Below are 18,008 nucleotides of genomic sequence, written 5' to 3' on the forward strand. Positions count from 1 at the left end.
TAAAGTTTCAGGTTTAGTAATCGGAATCGAAAACTTTAAACCTGAAACTTTAAACTATTAAACTAAAAAACATGTATTTCGTAGAAGTAATTTTACCGCTGTCGCTTGCCAAAACCTTTACTTATAGTATTTCTGAAGCCGAATTCCATTATATAAAAAAAGGAATGCGGGTGGCTGTACCTTTTGGTAAAAATAAAATCTACACGGCTTTAGTTATCGAAATTCACGAAAATAAACCGGAATTATACGAGGCAAAAGAAATTCACCAAATTCTTGACGAAAAACCTATTGTAACCGAAATCCAAATTGCACATTGGCAATGGATTGCTTCCTATTATATGTGTGCCATTGGCGACGTTTATCGCGGTGCAATGCCCAGTGCTCTTTTGCTGGAAAGCGAAACGGTAATTTCTCAAAAGCAAGATTTATTTGTTGACGAAAACCTCCTTTCTGATGATGAATATCTGGTTTACCAAGCCTTGCAACAACAAAATTCACTAACAGTTCAAGATATTATATCAATTTTAAACAAGAAAAACATCTTTCCTACTATTCAAAAATTGATAGATAAAAATATATTGGTGCTTCAGGAAGAAATGCTTGAAAGCTATAAGCCCAAATTAGTTCGGTACGTGCGCTTGCATTCTAAATACGATTCCAATGCCGGATTAAGTGAATTGCTTGAAACACTTAAAAATGCCAAAAAACAAAAGGAAATTGTTTTGAGCTATTTTCAATTGAGTGCTACTGAAAAGAAGCCATTAACGGTAAAAAGACTGGTCGAAGCTACTAAATCTTCGGCTGCGATTGTTAAGGCATTAATAGAGAAGGAAATATTTGAGGATTATTTTATTCAAGAAGACCGCGTAAATTTCAAAGGTAAAATAACGAATGAACTACTTCAATTAAACACTGCGCAAAAAAAAGCGTTTGATGGAATAAAAGAAAATTTTACTCAAAAAGACGTTTGTCTTTTACACGGGGTAACTTCCAGCGGTAAAACGGAGATTTACATCAAACTCATCGAAGAATATCTCGATTCTGGACAGCAAATACTATATTTACTTCCTGAAATTGCTTTGACGACTCAATTAGTGGGAAGGCTGAGAACTTATTTTGGAAATAAAGTAGCTGTTTTTCATTCGAAATATAACAATAATGAGCGTGTCGAAGTTTGGAATCAGGTTTTACAAAATTCCGAAAAAGCCCAAGTGGTGATAGGAGCGAGGTCGGCCCTATTTTTGCCCTTTCATAATCTTGGATTCATAATCGTAGATGAGGAACATGAACAGACTTTTAAGCAAGTTGATCCTGCGCCCCGTTATCATGCACGTGATGCGGCCATCGTTTTGGCTCATTCGCATAAATCAAAGGTTTTATTGGGTTCTGCAACACCAAGTTTGGAAACTTATTTTAATGCCAAGTCGGGAAAATTTGGATTAGTCGAAATTTCGGAGCGATTTGGAAATGTGATGATGCCCAATATTGAATTGGTAGATTTAAAGGATAAATATTTTCGCAAAAAAATGACAGGACATTTTAGCGATGTTTTAATTGAGGAAATTACCAATGCCTTAGCCTTAGGAGAACAAGTAATTTTATTTCAAAATCGAAGAGGTTACTCTCCTATAATAGAATGTATAACGTGTGGTCATGTACCGCAATGTCAACAATGTGATGTAAGTTTGACCTATCATAAACATAAAAACCAATTGCGTTGCCATTACTGCGGTTATACAATGGCAAAACCGACGCATTGCCATTCCTGCTCCAGTGTTGATTTGGCTACAAAAGGTTTTGGAACGGAACAAATTGAACAAGAATTATTTTCCATTTTTCCAAGTTCAAAAACGGGAAGAATGGATCAGGATACAACACGAGGGAAGTTTGGTTTCGAGAAAATTATCGATAGTTTCAAGAATAGAGAAATTGATATTCTTGTAGGAACGCAAATGCTTGCCAAAGGATTGGATTTTGATAATGTGAGTTTGGTAGGAATCATGAATGCGGATAATATGTTGTATCATCCTGATTTCAGGGCTTTTGAGAGAAGTTTTCAAATGATGACGCAAGTAGCTGGCCGTGCCGGACGTTCTGAAAAACAAGGGAAAGTGATTATACAAACCTATAACCCTAATCACAATACCATTCAGCAAGTGACTAATAACGACTATTTAGGAATGTATAAGGAACAGTTGTATGATAGGCAAATTTATAAATACCCACCTTATTTTAGAATCATTAAACTAACACTAAAACAGCGCGATTTCGATAAATTAAAAGAAGGTTCTATGTGGTTGTATCAAGTGATGACACAAAATCTGATCATGCCGGTGTTAGGTCCTGAAGAACCAGCAATCAGTAGAATCAGAAATGAATTTATAAGAACAATAATTATCAAAATTCCACAAGAGGCGTCCATAATAAGCACTAAAAAGACAATTCAAAAGATTCTGAATAGTTTTGAGGCTGTTGCTCAATACAGAGCTATAAAGGTTGCCTTGAACGTCGATTTTTATTAAAAGTAGTTTTTTATGCAAATGATAAGGCTTTAACTAAATCTTCTTTTTTGTTTCTGCTTAAAGGTATTTTTGTAATTCCAATCTCAGCAAACTTGCTGTTAAAGCGCTCCACTTTGTCAATATTGATAATATATGACTTATGTACTCTGATGAATTTTTCTTTAGACAAATCGTTTTCAAAAGATTTCATGGTAGAAAGGACCAGATTGCTGTCTTCTTCGGTTACAACTCTCACGTAATCACCAAAAGCTTCAATCCATTTTATTTTTGAAGTGTAAATCTTCAGCTTTTTCAAATTGCTCTTAATGAAAATATGATCGCCTTCTTCTTCTTTATTTTCTTTTTTAAGCAAATATAAATCCATTGCTCTTCGCACAGAAGCATTGAATCGGTCTATGGCAATTGGTTTTTGAAGATAATCTGTTGCATCATAATCAAAGGCTTTCATTGCATACTCTGCTTTAGAGGTAATGAAAATAATTTGAGGCTTAATTTTTAGACCGTCTAAAAAATCAAAACCGCTGATTACGGGCATTTCAATATCGAGAAATATTAAATCTACATTGTGAACAGACATACAACTTCTTGCTTCAATTGCATTCGAAAAATCCCCAATTAAATGTAAGTTTGTATGATTATTGACTAACTTTGCGATAATCATTCTTTGAATGGAACTATCATCAACTATTACGCAATTAAGTTTCATAATTTTTTTATTTTAGATTTGGATTAGTAAATTTAACATTAAATTTTAAAAAAAACTACCGCCAATGTTTTTATTTTTGTCGTTTAACGAATAAAGCAAAAAAGTACTTGTTTATATCAATTAATTCGCTACTTTTGCACCCAATTTAACAAATAAATACATATTTATGAATCATTATGAAACTGTTTTCATTTTAAATCCCGTTTTATCTGAAGTTCAGGTAAAGGAAACAGTAAGCAAATTTGAAGATTTTCTTACTAGTCGTGGAGCTGAAATGGTATCGAAAGAAGACTGGGGTCTTAAAAAGATGGCTTACGAAATTCAAAACAAAAAAAGTGGTTTCTACCATTTGTTTGAATTTAAAGTAGCAGGAGAAGTTCTTATTGCTTTTGAAACTGAATTTAGACGTGACGAAAGAGTAATGCGTTTCTTAACTGTAAGTTTAGACAAACACGCTATTTCTTGGGCTGAAAGAAGAAGAACTAAATTAAAATCTACAAAAGCTTAATTATCATGGCAACATTACAACAATCGGCTTCAGGAAAAAAAGACGGAGATATCAGATATCTTACTCCTTTGAACATAGAAACAAACAAACAAAAAAAATATTGTCGTTTCAAAAAATCAGGTATCAAATATATTGATTATAAAGATGCTGATTTCTTATTAAAATTCGTAAACGAACAAGGAAAAATTCTTCCTCGTCGTTTAACTGGAACTTCATTAAAGTACCAAAGAAAAGTGTCTGTAGCTGTAAAAAGAGCACGTCACATAGCATTAATGCCATATGTGGCTGATTTACTAAAATAATAAATTAACTCGGTTGTTGGTTTTCTGAAACATGAAACCTAACTTCTATAACAAAGGACAACAACATGGAACTTATATTAAGACAAGACGTTCAAAATTTAGGCTTTAAAGATGATATTGTAACGGTAAAAAATGGTTACGGTCGTAACTTTTTAATCCCACAAGGTCACGCGCATTTAGCTACTTCTTCTGCAAAGAAAGTGTTAGCTGAAAACCTAAAACAAAGAGCTCATAAAGAAGAAAAAGTAGTAAACGATGCAAAAGCATTGGCTGAAGCTTTGAAAGCTATTGAGATTAAAATTTTCGCAAAAGCAGGTGGTGAGAAATTATTCGGTTCAATTACGAATATTGATATCGCTGAAGCATTAGCAAAAGGTGGTCAAGTAATTGACAGAAAATTTATTACTAGTGGAATCGTTAAACGTACAGGAAAATATGCTGCTAACGTTAGATTACACAGAGATGTGATAGTTGAATTACCTTATGAAATTGTTGCTGAAAAATAATTTTTAGTTAACAGTTTGTTAATAAATTATCAAAAACCACTCCTAGGAGTGGTTTTTTTTTGCCTAATTTTGCCAAAAATAAATCAAACAAAAAATATGAAAAAAGTTATTAGTTTATTGTTTTTTGTGCTTTCTCTTCATTCGATGATTGCGCAAACGACTACATCTAGTATTAAGGGAACGGTACGGAGTTCTTCGACTGAATTGCTCCCGGGAGCAACAATTTTGGCAATTCATACTCCTTCAGGATCTAAATACTCTGCATTGTCAAACGCAGACGGAAGGTTCAACTTGTTGAATATGAGAATAGGTGGGCCGTATAAAATTACAGTTACTTACGTAGGATTTCAAAATCAAGAATTTAGTGATGTTTATCTTGAATTAGGTAAAGCATTTAGTATGGACGTTATTTTACAAGATGAAAGTCAAAAGCTTGAGGAAGTAAAAGTTACAGGTGCTAAAAACAAAGTTTTTGCAAGTGGAAGAACTGGTGCCGAAACTACAATTGGTCGAAGAGAATTAGCAGCTTTGCCATCTATCTCAAGATCTGCTGAGGATTTTACACGTTTAGAACCTTCAGCAAGTGGTGGTTCGTTTGGTGGTAGAAATGACCAATATAACAGTTATTCTTTGAATGGTGCGGTGTTTAATAATCCTTTCGGATTAGATGCAGCCACTCCTGGAGGGCAAACAAATTCACAACCTATTTCATTAGACGCTATTGATCAAATTCAGGTAGCTACTGCTCCTTATGATGTAACTTTATCTGGGTTTACAGGAGCTTCTGTTAATGCAGTTACAAAGTCTGGAACTAACGAGTTTCATGGAACGGCTTACTCATTTTATAGAAACCAAGATTTAACTGGAAGTAAAGTTAAAGGAGAAAAAATATTTGTTCCTTCGTTAGAACAAACGCAAGCCGGTTTCAGTATAGGAGGTCCAATTGTTAAAGATAAATTATTCTTTTTTGCCAATTATGAAATTGATAAAAGAAGTGATTTAGGATCAAGTGTTATTGCTAATGATGGGAATAGTACAACTGGGGTAAATGAGTCGAGAGTTTCAGCTACTGATTTAATGCATGTTTCTACAGAATTAGGTAAGTTAGGATATAATACTGGTGCTTATCAAGGTTTTACTCATAATTCAAATTCGAACAAAGGAATTATCAAATTTGATTGGAATATAAATGATAATAATAAATTAGCCGTTATTTATAATTTTCTAGATGCTTCAAAAGATAAACCAGCGCATCCTACTGCAATTTTCCGAAGAGGACCTGACGCAAATACAATGCAATTTGAAAAATCAGGCTACCAAATTAATAATCAAATTCAATCTTTTTTAGTTGAATTGAACTCTAAAGTTAGTGAAACAGTAACAAATAAATTGCAGGCAGGATACACGCATTTTAATGATTTTAGAAAACCATTTTCTGCTCCAGCTCCGGTTATTACCATAACAAAAGATGGTTCTCCTTATATTATTGCAGGTCATGAGCCATTCTCAATCAACAATAAATTAGATCAAAAAGTAATTCAAATAACAGACAACTTAAATTTTGTAAAAGGAAATCATACTTACACAGCAGGCTTCTCTTTTGAAAAATTCATTTTCAAAAATTCATTTAATTTAAAGGGATATGGTTTTGATGTTTTTGGTAGTGTAGATATGGCTGGCTTCGATGCAAATATCGCAAACGGGTATTATGCTTCAGCAATTGCAGCGGCGCAAACTACTTTCGATGCAAAAAATAAATTAAAAGATGGTACTGATGGTGGCTGGAATTTAGCTGAAACTACTGTGGGTCAATTAGCATTTTATGTTCAGGACGAATGGAATATCAATGATAATTTTAAATTAATATATGGATTAAGAGCTGATAAGCCTTTGTATTTCAATACATCTGAGTTAATTCAGAAATTTATTGACACAGATAATTCTGAAGGATACGTTCCTACAATTAATTATTATAATCCAAAAGATGGCAGTGTTGTAAATTTTGATTCTACAAAATTACCTGGAAACGCATTATTGTGGTCACCTAGAGTTGGGTTCAACTGGGATGTAAATGGAAATAAGGTAACACAATTACGTGGAGGCTCTGGTATTTTTACAGGGAAACTTCCGTTTGTTTGGGTTGGAAATCAAGTAGGAGGTACAGATCCATTTTTCTATGAAGTGGTTAATAAGGATTTTAAATTTCCTCAAGTTTGGAGAACAAGTTTAGGTATCGATCATAAATTAGAAAACAATTACATTTTTACAGTAGATATGTCTTATAACAAGGATTTAAATGCTGTTCATGTTCAAGATTGGGGATTGAAAAAACCAACAAGCCAATTAGTAGGTGCAGACAACAGACCAATTTATGGATCTAATGACTATGGTACTTGGAATGAATATGGTTTTCCTGCAAGAGCACACGCTTATGTTTTGACTAATTCTAAAAAAGGTAGTGCATTCAACGGTTCTGTGAAAGTACAAAAGACTTTTGACAATGGTTTATTTGCTAGTTTAGCGTATAACTATTTGAAATCTAAAGACGTGAATTCTATAGAGGCAGAGATCACGGGCGATGCTTTTAATTTCAATCCTGCTTTAGGGAATGTAAACAACGATGTTCTTTCAAATTCTAAATATGGAGATACACACCGTTTTATAGGAGTTGGTTCTAAAAAATGGAAATACGGAGCAAATGATAAGTGGGCTACTACTGTATCTACTTTCTTTGAATATGCTCAGGGAGGTCGTTTTAATTATACTTATGGAGGTGATATTAACAATGATGGTTCTGGTGCTAATGATTTAATTTTTATTCCTACAACTGCTCAAATCAATACTATGATTTTTTCTGGAGCGGGCCAAGGTGCCGCTTTTGATAAATTCATCAGTCAGGACGATTACTTAAACGGCAGAAGAGGACAGTATGCAGAGCGTTATGGAGCGTTATCGCCTTGGAGAGGAAAATGGGATCTTAAATTAATGCAAGATTATAACTTTAAAATCTCTTCCGCCTCAGATAAAAAGAATACCATTCAATTTAGCGTTGATGTACTGAATGTAGGAAATTTATTGAATTCTGATTGGGGATTGGTTCAAGTACCTACAAGTGTTCAACTAATAGGCGTTTCAGTTAATCAAAGTACAAATGTACCAACATATACATTTAATGGTACCCAAACTAAAACTTTCAACTATGATGCTAGTTTAGCTTCAAGATGGCAAGCGCAATTTGGAATTAGATATATATTCTAAATTAGTATTATAAAAAATTTTGAAAGCCTTCTTGAAAAAGAAGGCTTTTTTTTGGTTTAAAAAATCTAAATTTGCATCGGAAATTAAATGCCGAAAAAACTTTATGTCTCAGCGCCCTGGTGGCAAAAATTACAACAATGAAATATTCAAGATTAACAAAAGAACAATTTGAAGAGTTGAATCAGGAATTCAGCACATTCTTAGCTACTCAAGCAATTGACAAAGCCGAATGGGACAAAATTAAAGCAGAAAAACCAGAAGTGGCCGAACAGGAATTGGACGTATTTTCTGATTTAATTTGGGAGGGAGTTCTCTCAAAAGCAGCTTATTTAGAGCATTTTTCGAAGAACCATATTTTCCTTTTTGAGTGCTTTGATACTCACGTTCAATCTATAGTTTTAAAATCACTAGTTCCAGAAACTGACTTTTTGACTAGAGAGGGATTGCAATGGCTTAGCGATAATATGTTTACAGAGACCATTGAAATGAAAACTGGAAAAAAAGAATTTACAGAGGAGCGAAACACTTCAATTTTTGCACTAATTCAGCAAGGTGCTTTTTTGAGTGATGGTCTATTGTACAAACAAATAAATTCGATTATAGAGTCGTAATATTATTGCTATTTCTTCCCAATAAGATTTAAATTTTGGTTGTCAGGAACCCACTTTTCATTTGATCGGAAGAAAAATATTTTTTTGATGTGGGTTTCTATTAAATTGGCTATTTTAGTAGATTATTTCTAAAGCTAAAATAGCCAATTTTTATTTTCTATGGACATTCAAAATACGATTCAAACATTAAGAGAGGAATTAAATCAACACAACTATAATTATTATGTGTTAGATAAACCAACAATTTCTGATTTTGAATTTGATTTGAAATTAAAGCAATTACAGGATTTAGAAGATAAACACCCGGAATATTTTGATGAAAGTTCACCAACACAAAGAGTTGGAGGAGCAATTACTAAAAATTTCCAAACAGTTGCTCATGAACATAGGATGTATTCTTTGGATAATTCCTATTCTAAAGATGAATTGGCGGACTGGGAAAAACGAATCCAAAAAGTATTAGGAGATGTTCCATTAGAATATACCTGCGAATTAAAATATGATGGTGCATCGATTAGTATTACTTACGAAAACGGGAAATTAAAACGGGCTGTGACTCGTGGAGACGGTTTTCAGGGAGATGACGTTACCAATAATATAAAAACAATAAAATCAATTCCATTAAAATTAAAAGGTTATTTTCCTGAGAGATTTGATGTACGAGGGGAAATTATTTTACCATTTTCCGGCTTCGAAAAAATGAATCAAGACTTAATAGAAATTGGCGAATTACCGTATTCTAATCCAAGAAATACGGCTTCGGGAAGTTTGAAATTGCAGGACAGTGCCGAAGTTGCAAAAAGACCCCTGGATTGCTTACTATATTTTTTAATTGGAAATAAATTACCGTTCACTTCTCAGTTTGATGGATTAGAAACGGCTAGAGAATGGGGTTTCAAGGTGCCGAAAGAAGCAAAATTGGCTCGTAATTTAGAAGCGGTTTTTGAGTTTATAGATTACTGGGACGTTCACAGACATCAACTGCCTTATGAAACGGATGGAGTAGTGGTTAAAGTAAATTCTTTTCATTATCAGGATGAATTAGGTTTTACTGCTAAATCACCACGATGGGCGATTGCCTATAAATTCAAATCAGAACAAGTTTCAACGAAGCTAGTTTCAATTTCATACCAAGTTGGAAGAACTGGTGCGATTACGCCAGTTGCCAATTTAGAACCGGTGCAATTAGCGGGAACTGTCGTAAAGCGTGCTTCGCTGCACAATGCAGATCAAATCGAAAAATTGGATATTCGTGTTGGTGATACTGTTTTTGTTGAAAAAGGAGGGGAGATTATTCCTAAAATTATTGCCGTAGATTTTACAAAGCGCCCCGAAAATTCGGAGTCAACTAAATACATCACCCATTGTCCGGAATGCCAAACGGAATTAATAAGAGGCGAAGGGGAAGCCAATCATTATTGCCCTAATTTTTATGGTTGTCCACCGCAAATTATTGGAAGAATTCAACATTACATTTCACGAAAAGCTATGGATATTGAAGGACTTGGTGGCGAAACAGTTGCGCTGCTTTTCAATAACGGATTGGTTCAAAATTATGCAGATTTGTATGAATTGACGGTGGAACAAATTCTACCTTTGGAAAGAATGGCTCAAAAATCGGCGGAGAATTTGATAAAGGGAGTTTCCAATTCCAAAAAAATTCCTTTCGAACGTGTACTTTATGCTATCGGAATACGATTTGCGGGAGAAACTGTTGCTAAGAAATTAGCCAAACATTATAAAAGTATTGACGCATTAAGTCAGGCTAAACTGATGGATTTGGTTTTAGTGGATGAAATTGGAGATAGAATAGCACAAAGTGTGGTTGATTTTTTTGAAAATATAGAAAATAGAATTATTATTGAAAGATTAAAAAGCTACGGAATACAATTTGAAATTGTTGAAAAAATAAATCCAAATGCAACCAATAAGCTTTCTGGAAAAACCTTTGTAGTTTCTGGCGTTTTCGAAAAATATTCAAGGGAGGATTTGAAAAAAGCTATTGAAGATAACGGAGGTAAAGTAGGAAGTTCTATTTCGGCAAAAACAGATTATGTGATTGCAGGAGATAATATGGGACCTGCTAAATTAGAAAAAGCAAATAAATTAAATGTTCCAATAATTTCTGAAGGTGATTTTATGAAACTGATAAATGAAAGCTAATACACCATCACTAATATTATATTTTATAGCTAGTATTCTTTCTATAGTATTTACTTTAGCAGGACCAGATTCGTATTTAATTTACGCAAAATCTCTGGTAGTATCCTCAATTTTTATCTATTATCTTACTACAAATAATTATAAAATTGACTTAATTAAAGGAGGAATTTTTCTCTTTTCTTTTATAGGAGATGTCTTTATTTTGATGGACTATGAGGATTCAGAAATTGGCGTTGTACTTAGTTTTTTGATTGTTTATTTACTTCTCATCATACATCTTATTCCTAGTATAAAAAAAATTAAGTTAGGAACTTTAGATTTGATATCCATGATAAGCATAATAATCGTGATGGTAGTTTTATCGATTACTATTTTAAGCTTGCCATTTGAGAAGATGAAAACAGATTTTTCGCTTATTATAGTTTACAGTATCGTACTGAGTATTATGATTTGCATATCTGTTGTAAAATATATTTCAAAAAGCAATTTTGTTTTTCTAAATTTACTTCTAATGTCGTTGTGTTTTTTGCTTTCGGATATTTTTTATGTTTTAAATGGATTTTACCTACCACTTTCCGCTTTTAGTCTAATCGAAATAAGTACTCAGGTATTTTCGTATTTTTTTATGGTAAATTACTTTATCGCAAATGACAGGTCTTTAAGAAAATTAAACGATAATTGATGTTCCTTTAGATATATTCTGCTTATTATTATCCAGATAAAAATCAATTCTGCCCAAATTAATTCCGTAACAACCCACTTGATTTACTAAAACGTCTTTGCCAGCAAGATTTTTTACAACAGTAGGTTTATCTAGAAAAGTATGAGTGTGTCCACCAATTATCAAATCAATATCTTGTGTAACTGCAGCTAATTTTAAGTCACAAAGTTTATTGGGTTCGTCTTTGTAGTTATATCCTAAGTGTGACAAACAAATAATTAAATCACATTGATTTTCTTTCTTTAAGATACGAACCATATCTTGTGCAGCGTCAACAGGATTGTTAAATACCGTTTCTTTATACATTGCTTTATCTACCAAACCATCCAATTCTATTCCAAGTCCAAAAACGCCCACTTTAATTCCGTTTTTATTGAAAATTTTATAAGGCTTCACAAAACCATCCATCATGGTATTTTTGAAATCATAGTTTGCTGATACGAATTCAAACGTAGCATGAGGCATTTGGGCATACAATCCTTCAACTCCATTGTCAAAATCATGATTGCCTATAGTTGAAGCATCATACTTCATCATACTCATCAATTTGAACTCTAATTCGCCGCCATAATAGTTAAAATAAGGAGTTCCCTGAAAAATATCGCCGGCATCAAGTAATAATACATTTGGATTTTCCTTCCTGATTGTTTCAATCAATGCCGCTCTTCGAACAACACCACCCATATTTGGGTTTCTGGGATGATTTGCAGGAAATGGGTCAATATAACTGTGCACGTCGTTGGTATGCAAAATCGTCAGGTGTTTCGTTTCCTTAGATTCAAAACTGCTCAATGACAAACCTAAACTTAATAATGCCGTACTGGCAGCTGTTTTTTCTATAAAATCTCTTCTTTTCATTTTTTATTTTTTTGGAGCTATTTACTTCGTCAGTTCGCTTCGCTCATGTCCCGCTTTCCGCTGCAATCTTTTTATCCGCCGAAAAGGCGAATAAAAAAGATTTTCACTTCACTCGGGGCTAGGGCTGTATATTTATGGAACTATTTTTTAGCTATTCAAAACTTTTATTCAACAGTAATTCTGATATCATTTACCACAGGAATTGTATCTATTTCTTTGAAATAATCAATCAGAATATTTCGCAGTTTGTAATCCAAATCAAATTTCTGAACTCCTTTTTTAAAGAAATTCATGTTATCACCGCCATTTGATAAATAATCATTGGTACCCACGTAATATATTTTGTCTTTTTCAATAGGTTTTCCTTGAACTAAGATATTTTTGGCTGTATTGTTTTTGTCAATGGTAAAAGTGATTCCGGATAACGGATGTGGTTTTTTCTCTGCGATAAAATAGTCAACCAATTCAAGAATTTGTTCTCCTTTCAAAGCAATAACAACCATAGTGTTTTCAAAAGGCATGATTTCAAAAGCCGTCCTTGCCGTAACATTCCCTTTTGGAAGAATAGAACGAATACCTCCATGATTGAGTAAGCAGATATCGATATTCTTTTTTTCTCGGGTATTGAAGACTAGATTGCCTCGCTTCAGGGTAACATCAGCAATTAAATTTCCAATAGTTGTCTGCCATTTACCTGAGCTTTTGTCCAATGTTACAGGACAATAGGCAAGAACACTGTCTAAATCTTTATTAATATGTTCTCGATACGGTTTGATGAAGTTTTCAATTTGTTTTGCCTGTTCGCTTGGAATAGCAACGAGATTTCCCTTTTCAGTGATAGGAATTCGTTTCCCTTCTATTTTAGAAACGTGATAATTTTGTTTACTACAGGAAACAATAAAAAAAAATGTTAAGAATATAACAAAAAGTTTTAAAACATCGTTATACTTTTTTAGATTTACCATTTTAAATGCGACTTAATTAATTAATTTTGTAACAAAGTAAAAGTAGTATGTTTTTAAATTATATAAAGGGTTTATACGTAAAAAATAAATTAAAAAACAGTTTGCATGATTTAAAAAGTAATATACTTTCAGTTGGAATAGAAACTGTTGGTTTGCTTATTGATGCAAGTCATTTCACAGAAAAGGAGGACCTGATTAATGAGTTAATAGCAATCGGAATTGAAAAGAAAAGTATTAAAGTTATAGTTTACGGAGACAGATTTAAGTCAAATGAAGTAAATTCACAAGTTGGTTTCAGCGATAAACATCTGAATTGGAAGGGCGAAATTATAAATCCCAACTTAAATGATTTTATCAATGAAAAATTTGATTTACTGATCAGCTTTTATGATGTGGAAAAAGCAATATTAATGCTTATTACTCATAATTCAAAAGCATCATTTAAAGTTGGTTTTTCAACAGTTGATAAAAAATTAAATCATTTGACCATTGATACAAATGTCAAAAATTATAAGGTTTTCACAGCTGAATTATTCAGGTATCTAAAATTATTCAAACAAAATATAATACAATAATATGCAATCATTAATAGGAACTGGTGTTGCCCTTGTGACTCCATTTAAAGAAGATTTTTCAATTGACACAGAAGCATTGAAAAGAATTGTAAATTTTTCAATCGATGGCGGAATTGAATATCTGGTAGTGCTTGGCACAACTGCCGAAAATGCTACATTGTCTCAAGAGGAAAAAGATTTAGTTATTAAAACGGTTATTGAAGCAAATAATGGTAGTTTACCTTTAGTTTTAGGAGTAGGTGGAAATAACACGATGAAAGTTGTCGAGGAGCTTAAAACTAGAGATTTATCTTCATTTGTAGCAATTCTTTCTGTTTCACCTTATTACAATAAACCAACGCAAGAAGGTATTTATCAACACTTCAAAGCAGTCGCCGAAGCGTCTCCAATTCCAGTAATTTTATATAATGTTCCAGGAAGAACGGCTAGTAATATGTTACCTTCAACTGTTTTGCGTTTGGCAAATGATTTTAAAAATGTTGTGGCCATCAAGGAAGCAGCAGGGGATATCGTACAAGCGATGCAATTATTGAAAAATAAACCAAAAGACTTTCTGGTAATTTCTGGAGATGACATGATTGCTTTACCTATGGTTTTGGCGGGAGGATCTGGCGTTATATCCGTAATTGGACAAGGATTTCCTAAAGAATTTTCTGAAATGATACGGTTGGGTTTGAATAGAAAAGTAGATGAAGCATTCAAAACGCAATACATTTTAGATGACTGTATTGATATGATTTTTGAACAGGGAAATCCTGCGGGAATCAAACAAGTGTTTCTGTCACTGGGAATAGCTGAAAATGTTGTTCGTTTGCCATTGATAAAAGTAGATCAATCATTAACGGAACGAATTGACCAGTTTGTTAAAAAAGTCAATAAAATTGGGTAATAAACCTTATGTTTTTTTAAATAAAAATATATTTTGAAGTAGCTAAATTAATAACTAAATTTGCCACCGAAACTTCGGTATGATTTTTTTATGTTAAAATAAACTATGAAAATCAGGAAAAAAGTAAAAAAATGAAAAAAATAATATCTCTATTGCTTCTTGTTGTTGTTTTTAGTTCTTGCAATGAATATCAAAAAGCATTGAAAACCGAAGATGTTGCTGTAAAATTTGATATGGCAACTAAATTGTATGAGGCAGGTAAATATACCAAAGCAATACGTATTTTTGAGCAAATTGCTCCCGCTTACAGAGGGAAACCACAAGCTGAAAAGTTGTTTTACATGTTTGCTCAATCGTATTACAAAACCAAACAATACTATTTAGCAGGATATCAATTTGAAAGTTTTGTATCTGGGTATCCAAAAAGTGAAAAAATACAAGAAGCTGCTTACTTAGGTGCAAAAAGCTATTCAATGCTTTCGCCAGTATATAGCTTGGATCAGAAGGACACTTTTAAAGCCATTGAGAAATTGCAAGCATTTATAGATAATTATCCTAATTCTGAATATTTAGCTGAGGCAAATGCAACTGTAAAAGTGCTAACCGAAAAGATTGAAAAAAAGGTGTATGAAAATGCTAAAGGTTATAATACTATTTCAGATTACAAGTCTGCAATAGTAGCTTTTGATAATTTTTTAGGCGATTATCCTGGTACAACATACAAGGAAGATGCCTTGTTTTATAAATATGATTCTGCTTACCAATTAGCAATTAACAGTATTCCTGCAAAAATGGAAGAAAGATTAAATGTTGCAAAAACAGCACATTCAAATCTTGTAAAGTTTAATGCGAATTCAAAATATAAAAAGACAGCGGACGAAATGTTAGCTCGAATTGAAAAAGATTTACAAAAATTTAATAAATAAAGTCATGGATTTAAAAAAGACGAATGCTCCGGTAAATACAATAACATACAATAAAAACGTTATTGAAGAACCTACTGGTAATGTGTATGAAGCGATAACAATTATGGCTAAAAGAGCAAACCAAATCAATTCTGAAATCAAAAAGGAATTGACAGAAAAATTGGAAGAATTTGCTACATATAATGACAGTCTTGAAGAAGTTTTTGAAAATAAAGAACAAATTGAGGTTTCTAAATTTTACGAAAAATTGCCAAAGCCACATGCTTTAGCTGTTCAAGAATGGTTAGATGGTAAAATCTACCACAGAGATTCAAATAAATAATAGTACAATGTCAGTTTTAAACGGTAAGAAAATTTTACTAGGTATTTCTGGTGGAATTGCAGCCTATAAAACAGCTTCATTAGTACGACTTTTCATAAAAGCAGGTGCACATGTCCAAGTGATAATGACACCTGCTTCTAAGGATTTTATAACGCCATTAACGTTGTCTACGTTATCTAAAAATCCTGTTTTTTCAAGCTTTTACAATCAAGACGATGACCCGAGCCCAAAGGGCGAACTGGCGAAGCAGAATGAAAAATGGAATAATCATGTTGAATTAGCTCTTTGGGCTGATTTAATGGTTATTGCTCCAGCTACTGCAAATACCTTGTCTAAAATGGCAAATGGTACCTGTGATAATCTTTTGATTGCGGCTTATTTATCAGCGAAATGCCCCGTATATTACGCTCCTGCTATGGATTTGGATATGTATAAACATCCATCTACCATTGCTAATTTTTTCTCCTTGACTCAATTTGGTGATACTATAATTCCTGCTGAAAGCGGAGAATTGGCTAGTGGACTTTCAGGAGAAGGAAGAATGGCGGAACCGGAAAATATTATTGCATTTATAGAAGCTGATTTAGAAAGTAGGTTACCATTAAAAGGAAAAAAAATATTAATTACTGCTGGTCCCACATACGAAGCGATAGATCCGGTGCGTTTTATTGGAAATCATTCATCGGGAAAAATGGGTTTTGATATTGCTTCAAGCGCTGCAAATTTAGGTGCTTCGGTAATTTTGGTTACTGGTCCCACTCATTGTAAAGTAAGCAATCCTTTGATAAAAGTGATTCCTGTAGTTTCTGCTCAGGAAATGTATGACGCCTGTCACCAATATTATGCTGATGCTGATGTTGCGATTGCCGCTGCCGCTGTAGCAGATTACAGACCGAAAATTGTAGGTACGCAAAAAATAAAAAAGAGTGCAGATGATTTTACCATTGAATTGGAGAAAACAAAGGATATCTTAGCCTCGTTAGGGGAAATCAAAGAAAATCAGTTTTTAATTGGTTTTGCTTTGGAAACTGAAAATGAAATTGAGAATGCGAAGTTGAAAATTCAGAAAAAAAACTTAGATTTGATTGTTTTAAATTCATTACAAGATTCAGGAGCTGGTTTTGGAAAGGCAACAAATAAAGTTACCTTTATAGATAAGTTCTTTAATATTGAACCAATGGATTTGAAATCTAAGGAAGCAGTGGCTGATGATATATTAAACAAAGTAATAACACATTTTTATGTATAAAATAATTACTTTTCTTTTATTACTTACTTTTGGGTTTTCACAAGCGCAACAGTTAAATTGTACGGTGACTGTAAATTCACAAAAATTAAGTAATGCCAATCAACAAGTTTTTAAAACTTTAGAAGCTTCGGTAAGCGAATTTGTAAATAAAACAGATTGGACAGGGCAAACTTTTAAACAAAACGAAAAAGTTAACTGTTCAATGTACATCACTGTTCTGTCTAACACTTCAGATCAATTCACGGCAACCATACAAGTACAATCATCAAGACCTGTTTTTAATTCATCTTATTCCTCTCCTGTCTTAAATTATAATGATAAAGACTTCAGTTTTCGATATACTGAATTTGAGAATTTAATTTTCAATCCAACTTCTTTCGATTCAAATTTAGTGTCTGTATTAGCTTTTTATAGCAATATAATATTGGGGATGGATGCTGAGACTTTCGTATTGCAATCCGGGAATCCTTATTTTGAAACGGCGCAAAATATATCAAATATTGCACAACAAGGCGGTTACAAAGGTTGGACTCAAAGTGATGGTAACCAAAATCGTTACTTTTTAATAAACGATTTATTATCTCCAACATTTGTTGACATTAGACAAACCTTATTCGATTATCATTCAGGATTAGATTTGATGAGTCAGGATTTAAAAGCTTCAAAAGAGAAAGTAAAAGCATCTTTATTTAATTTGTCCAAATTGAATAAATCAAGGCCAAATGCATTTCTAACACGCGTATTTTTTGATGCTAAATCAGATGAGATAGTTTCTATTTTCTCAGGTGGCCCTAATATATCAATTACGGATTTGGTCGAAAATTTGAATAAAGTATCTCCTTTGAACTCAACTAAATGGGCATTAATTAAGTATTAATTGGTTTTTTCAATTTGCGAAATACTCATTATTCTTCATCAAAAAAAAAA

At 32.9% G+C, this 18,008-nt stretch carries 17 protein-coding genes; 14 read left to right on the top strand and 3 right to left on the bottom strand.

Annotation, left to right across the window (positions count from 1 at the left end):
* The first annotated feature begins 71 nt into the window (after positions 1-71).
* Positions 72-2,522: a replication restart helicase PriA gene (priA, locus tag ACFX5F_RS05430; protein ID WP_379850669.1), complete on the top strand. Its 2,451-nt coding sequence runs from the start codon at positions 72-74 to the stop codon at positions 2,520-2,522.
* Between the two features lie 10 nt (positions 2,523-2,532).
* On the opposite strand, the gene ACFX5F_RS05435 is transcribed toward priA, so the two are convergent.
* Positions 2,533-3,228: a LytR/AlgR family response regulator transcription factor gene (locus tag ACFX5F_RS05435; protein WP_379850671.1), complete on the bottom strand. Its 696-nt coding sequence runs from the start codon at positions 3,226-3,228 to the stop codon at positions 2,533-2,535.
* Positions 3,229-3,394: 166 nt separating this feature from the next.
* Here ACFX5F_RS05435 and rpsF point away from each other — a divergent pair, with 166 nt between their 5' ends.
* The 7 genes from rpsF (at position 3,395) to ACFX5F_RS05470 (ending at position 11,258) form a co-directional block, all read left to right on the top strand.
* Entirely contained in the window at positions 3,395-3,736 is a 342-nt protein-coding gene (rpsF, locus tag ACFX5F_RS05440; RefSeq protein ID WP_035671622.1) for a 30S ribosomal protein S6, read from the top strand.
* Positions 3,737-3,741: 5 nt separating this feature from the next.
* On the top strand, positions 3,742-4,038 hold the full coding sequence (rpsR, locus tag ACFX5F_RS05445; RefSeq protein WP_073206367.1) for a 30S ribosomal protein S18: 297 nt from the start codon (positions 3,742-3,744) through the stop codon (positions 4,036-4,038).
* Positions 4,039-4,103: 65 nt separating this feature from the next.
* Positions 4,104-4,544, top strand: coding sequence for a 50S ribosomal protein L9 (gene rplI, locus ACFX5F_RS05450; RefSeq protein WP_073206364.1), 441 nt, complete (start codon positions 4,104-4,106; stop codon positions 4,542-4,544).
* Positions 4,545-4,640: 96 nt separating this feature from the next.
* Entirely contained in the window at positions 4,641-7,802 is a 3,162-nt protein-coding gene (locus ACFX5F_RS05455; RefSeq protein ID WP_379850674.1) for a TonB-dependent receptor, read from the top strand.
* A 137-nt stretch (positions 7,803-7,939) separates the two neighbouring features.
* Positions 7,940-8,413: a DUF6495 family protein gene (locus tag ACFX5F_RS05460; RefSeq protein ID WP_379850676.1), complete on the top strand. Its 474-nt coding sequence runs from the start codon at positions 7,940-7,942 to the stop codon at positions 8,411-8,413.
* Positions 8,414-8,572: 159 nt separating this feature from the next.
* Positions 8,573-10,576 carry an NAD-dependent DNA ligase LigA gene (gene ligA / locus ACFX5F_RS05465; protein ID WP_379850678.1) on the top strand — a complete coding sequence of 668 codons (2,004 nt, stop codon included), beginning with the start codon at positions 8,573-8,575 and terminating at the stop codon, positions 10,574-10,576.
* Complete coding sequence (locus tag ACFX5F_RS05470) at positions 10,566-11,258, top strand: lysoplasmalogenase family protein (RefSeq protein ID WP_379850680.1); 693 nt, start codon at positions 10,566-10,568, stop codon at positions 11,256-11,258. The genes ligA and ACFX5F_RS05470 overlap by 11 nt, the downstream gene beginning before the upstream one ends.
* Here ACFX5F_RS05470 and ACFX5F_RS05475 read toward each other — a convergent pair.
* Positions 11,244-12,155: a bifunctional metallophosphatase/5'-nucleotidase gene (locus ACFX5F_RS05475; protein ID WP_379850682.1), complete on the bottom strand. Its 912-nt coding sequence runs from the start codon at positions 12,153-12,155 to the stop codon at positions 11,244-11,246. The genes ACFX5F_RS05470 and ACFX5F_RS05475 overlap by 15 nt on opposite strands.
* Before the next feature lie 164 nt (positions 12,156-12,319).
* Positions 12,320-13,120 carry a 5'-nucleotidase C-terminal domain-containing protein gene (locus ACFX5F_RS05480; protein ID WP_379850683.1) on the bottom strand — a complete coding sequence of 267 codons (801 nt, stop codon included), beginning with the start codon at positions 13,118-13,120 and terminating at the stop codon, positions 12,320-12,322.
* 47 nt (positions 13,121-13,167) lie between these two features.
* Between ACFX5F_RS05480 and ACFX5F_RS05485 the strand changes: the two genes are divergently transcribed.
* From ACFX5F_RS05485 to porD, 6 genes are all read left to right on the top strand, one after another.
* A complete protein-coding gene (locus tag ACFX5F_RS05485) occupies positions 13,168-13,695 on the top strand; it encodes a DUF6913 domain-containing protein (RefSeq protein ID WP_379850685.1) in 528 nt (175 codons plus the stop codon).
* Position 13,696: 1 nt separating this feature from the next.
* Positions 13,697-14,584: a 4-hydroxy-tetrahydrodipicolinate synthase gene (dapA, locus tag ACFX5F_RS05490; protein WP_379850687.1), complete on the top strand. Its 888-nt coding sequence runs from the start codon at positions 13,697-13,699 to the stop codon at positions 14,582-14,584.
* A gap of 131 nt (positions 14,585-14,715) precedes the next feature.
* A complete protein-coding gene (locus ACFX5F_RS05495; RefSeq protein WP_379850688.1) occupies positions 14,716-15,510 on the top strand; it encodes an outer membrane protein assembly factor BamD in 795 nt (264 codons plus the stop codon).
* Between the two features lie 4 nt (positions 15,511-15,514).
* Positions 15,515-15,832, top strand: a complete 318-nt coding sequence (locus tag ACFX5F_RS05500) for a DNA-directed RNA polymerase subunit omega (RefSeq protein ID WP_035671643.1) — start codon at positions 15,515-15,517, stop codon at positions 15,830-15,832.
* 7 nt (positions 15,833-15,839) lie between these two features.
* Positions 15,840-17,081, top strand: a complete 1,242-nt coding sequence (gene coaBC / locus ACFX5F_RS05505) for a bifunctional phosphopantothenoylcysteine decarboxylase/phosphopantothenate--cysteine ligase CoaBC (protein ID WP_379850689.1) — start codon at positions 15,840-15,842, stop codon at positions 17,079-17,081.
* Positions 17,074-17,958: a type IX secretion system protein PorD gene (gene porD, locus ACFX5F_RS05510; RefSeq protein WP_379850691.1), complete on the top strand. Its 885-nt coding sequence runs from the start codon at positions 17,074-17,076 to the stop codon at positions 17,956-17,958. The genes coaBC and porD overlap by 8 nt, the downstream gene beginning before the upstream one ends.
* The last annotated feature ends 50 nt before the right edge of the window (positions 17,959-18,008 follow it).

The sequence above is a fragment of the Flavobacterium zhoui genome, assembly GCF_042787235.1.
Classification (GTDB): domain Bacteria; phylum Bacteroidota; class Bacteroidia; order Flavobacteriales; family Flavobacteriaceae; genus Flavobacterium; species Flavobacterium zhoui.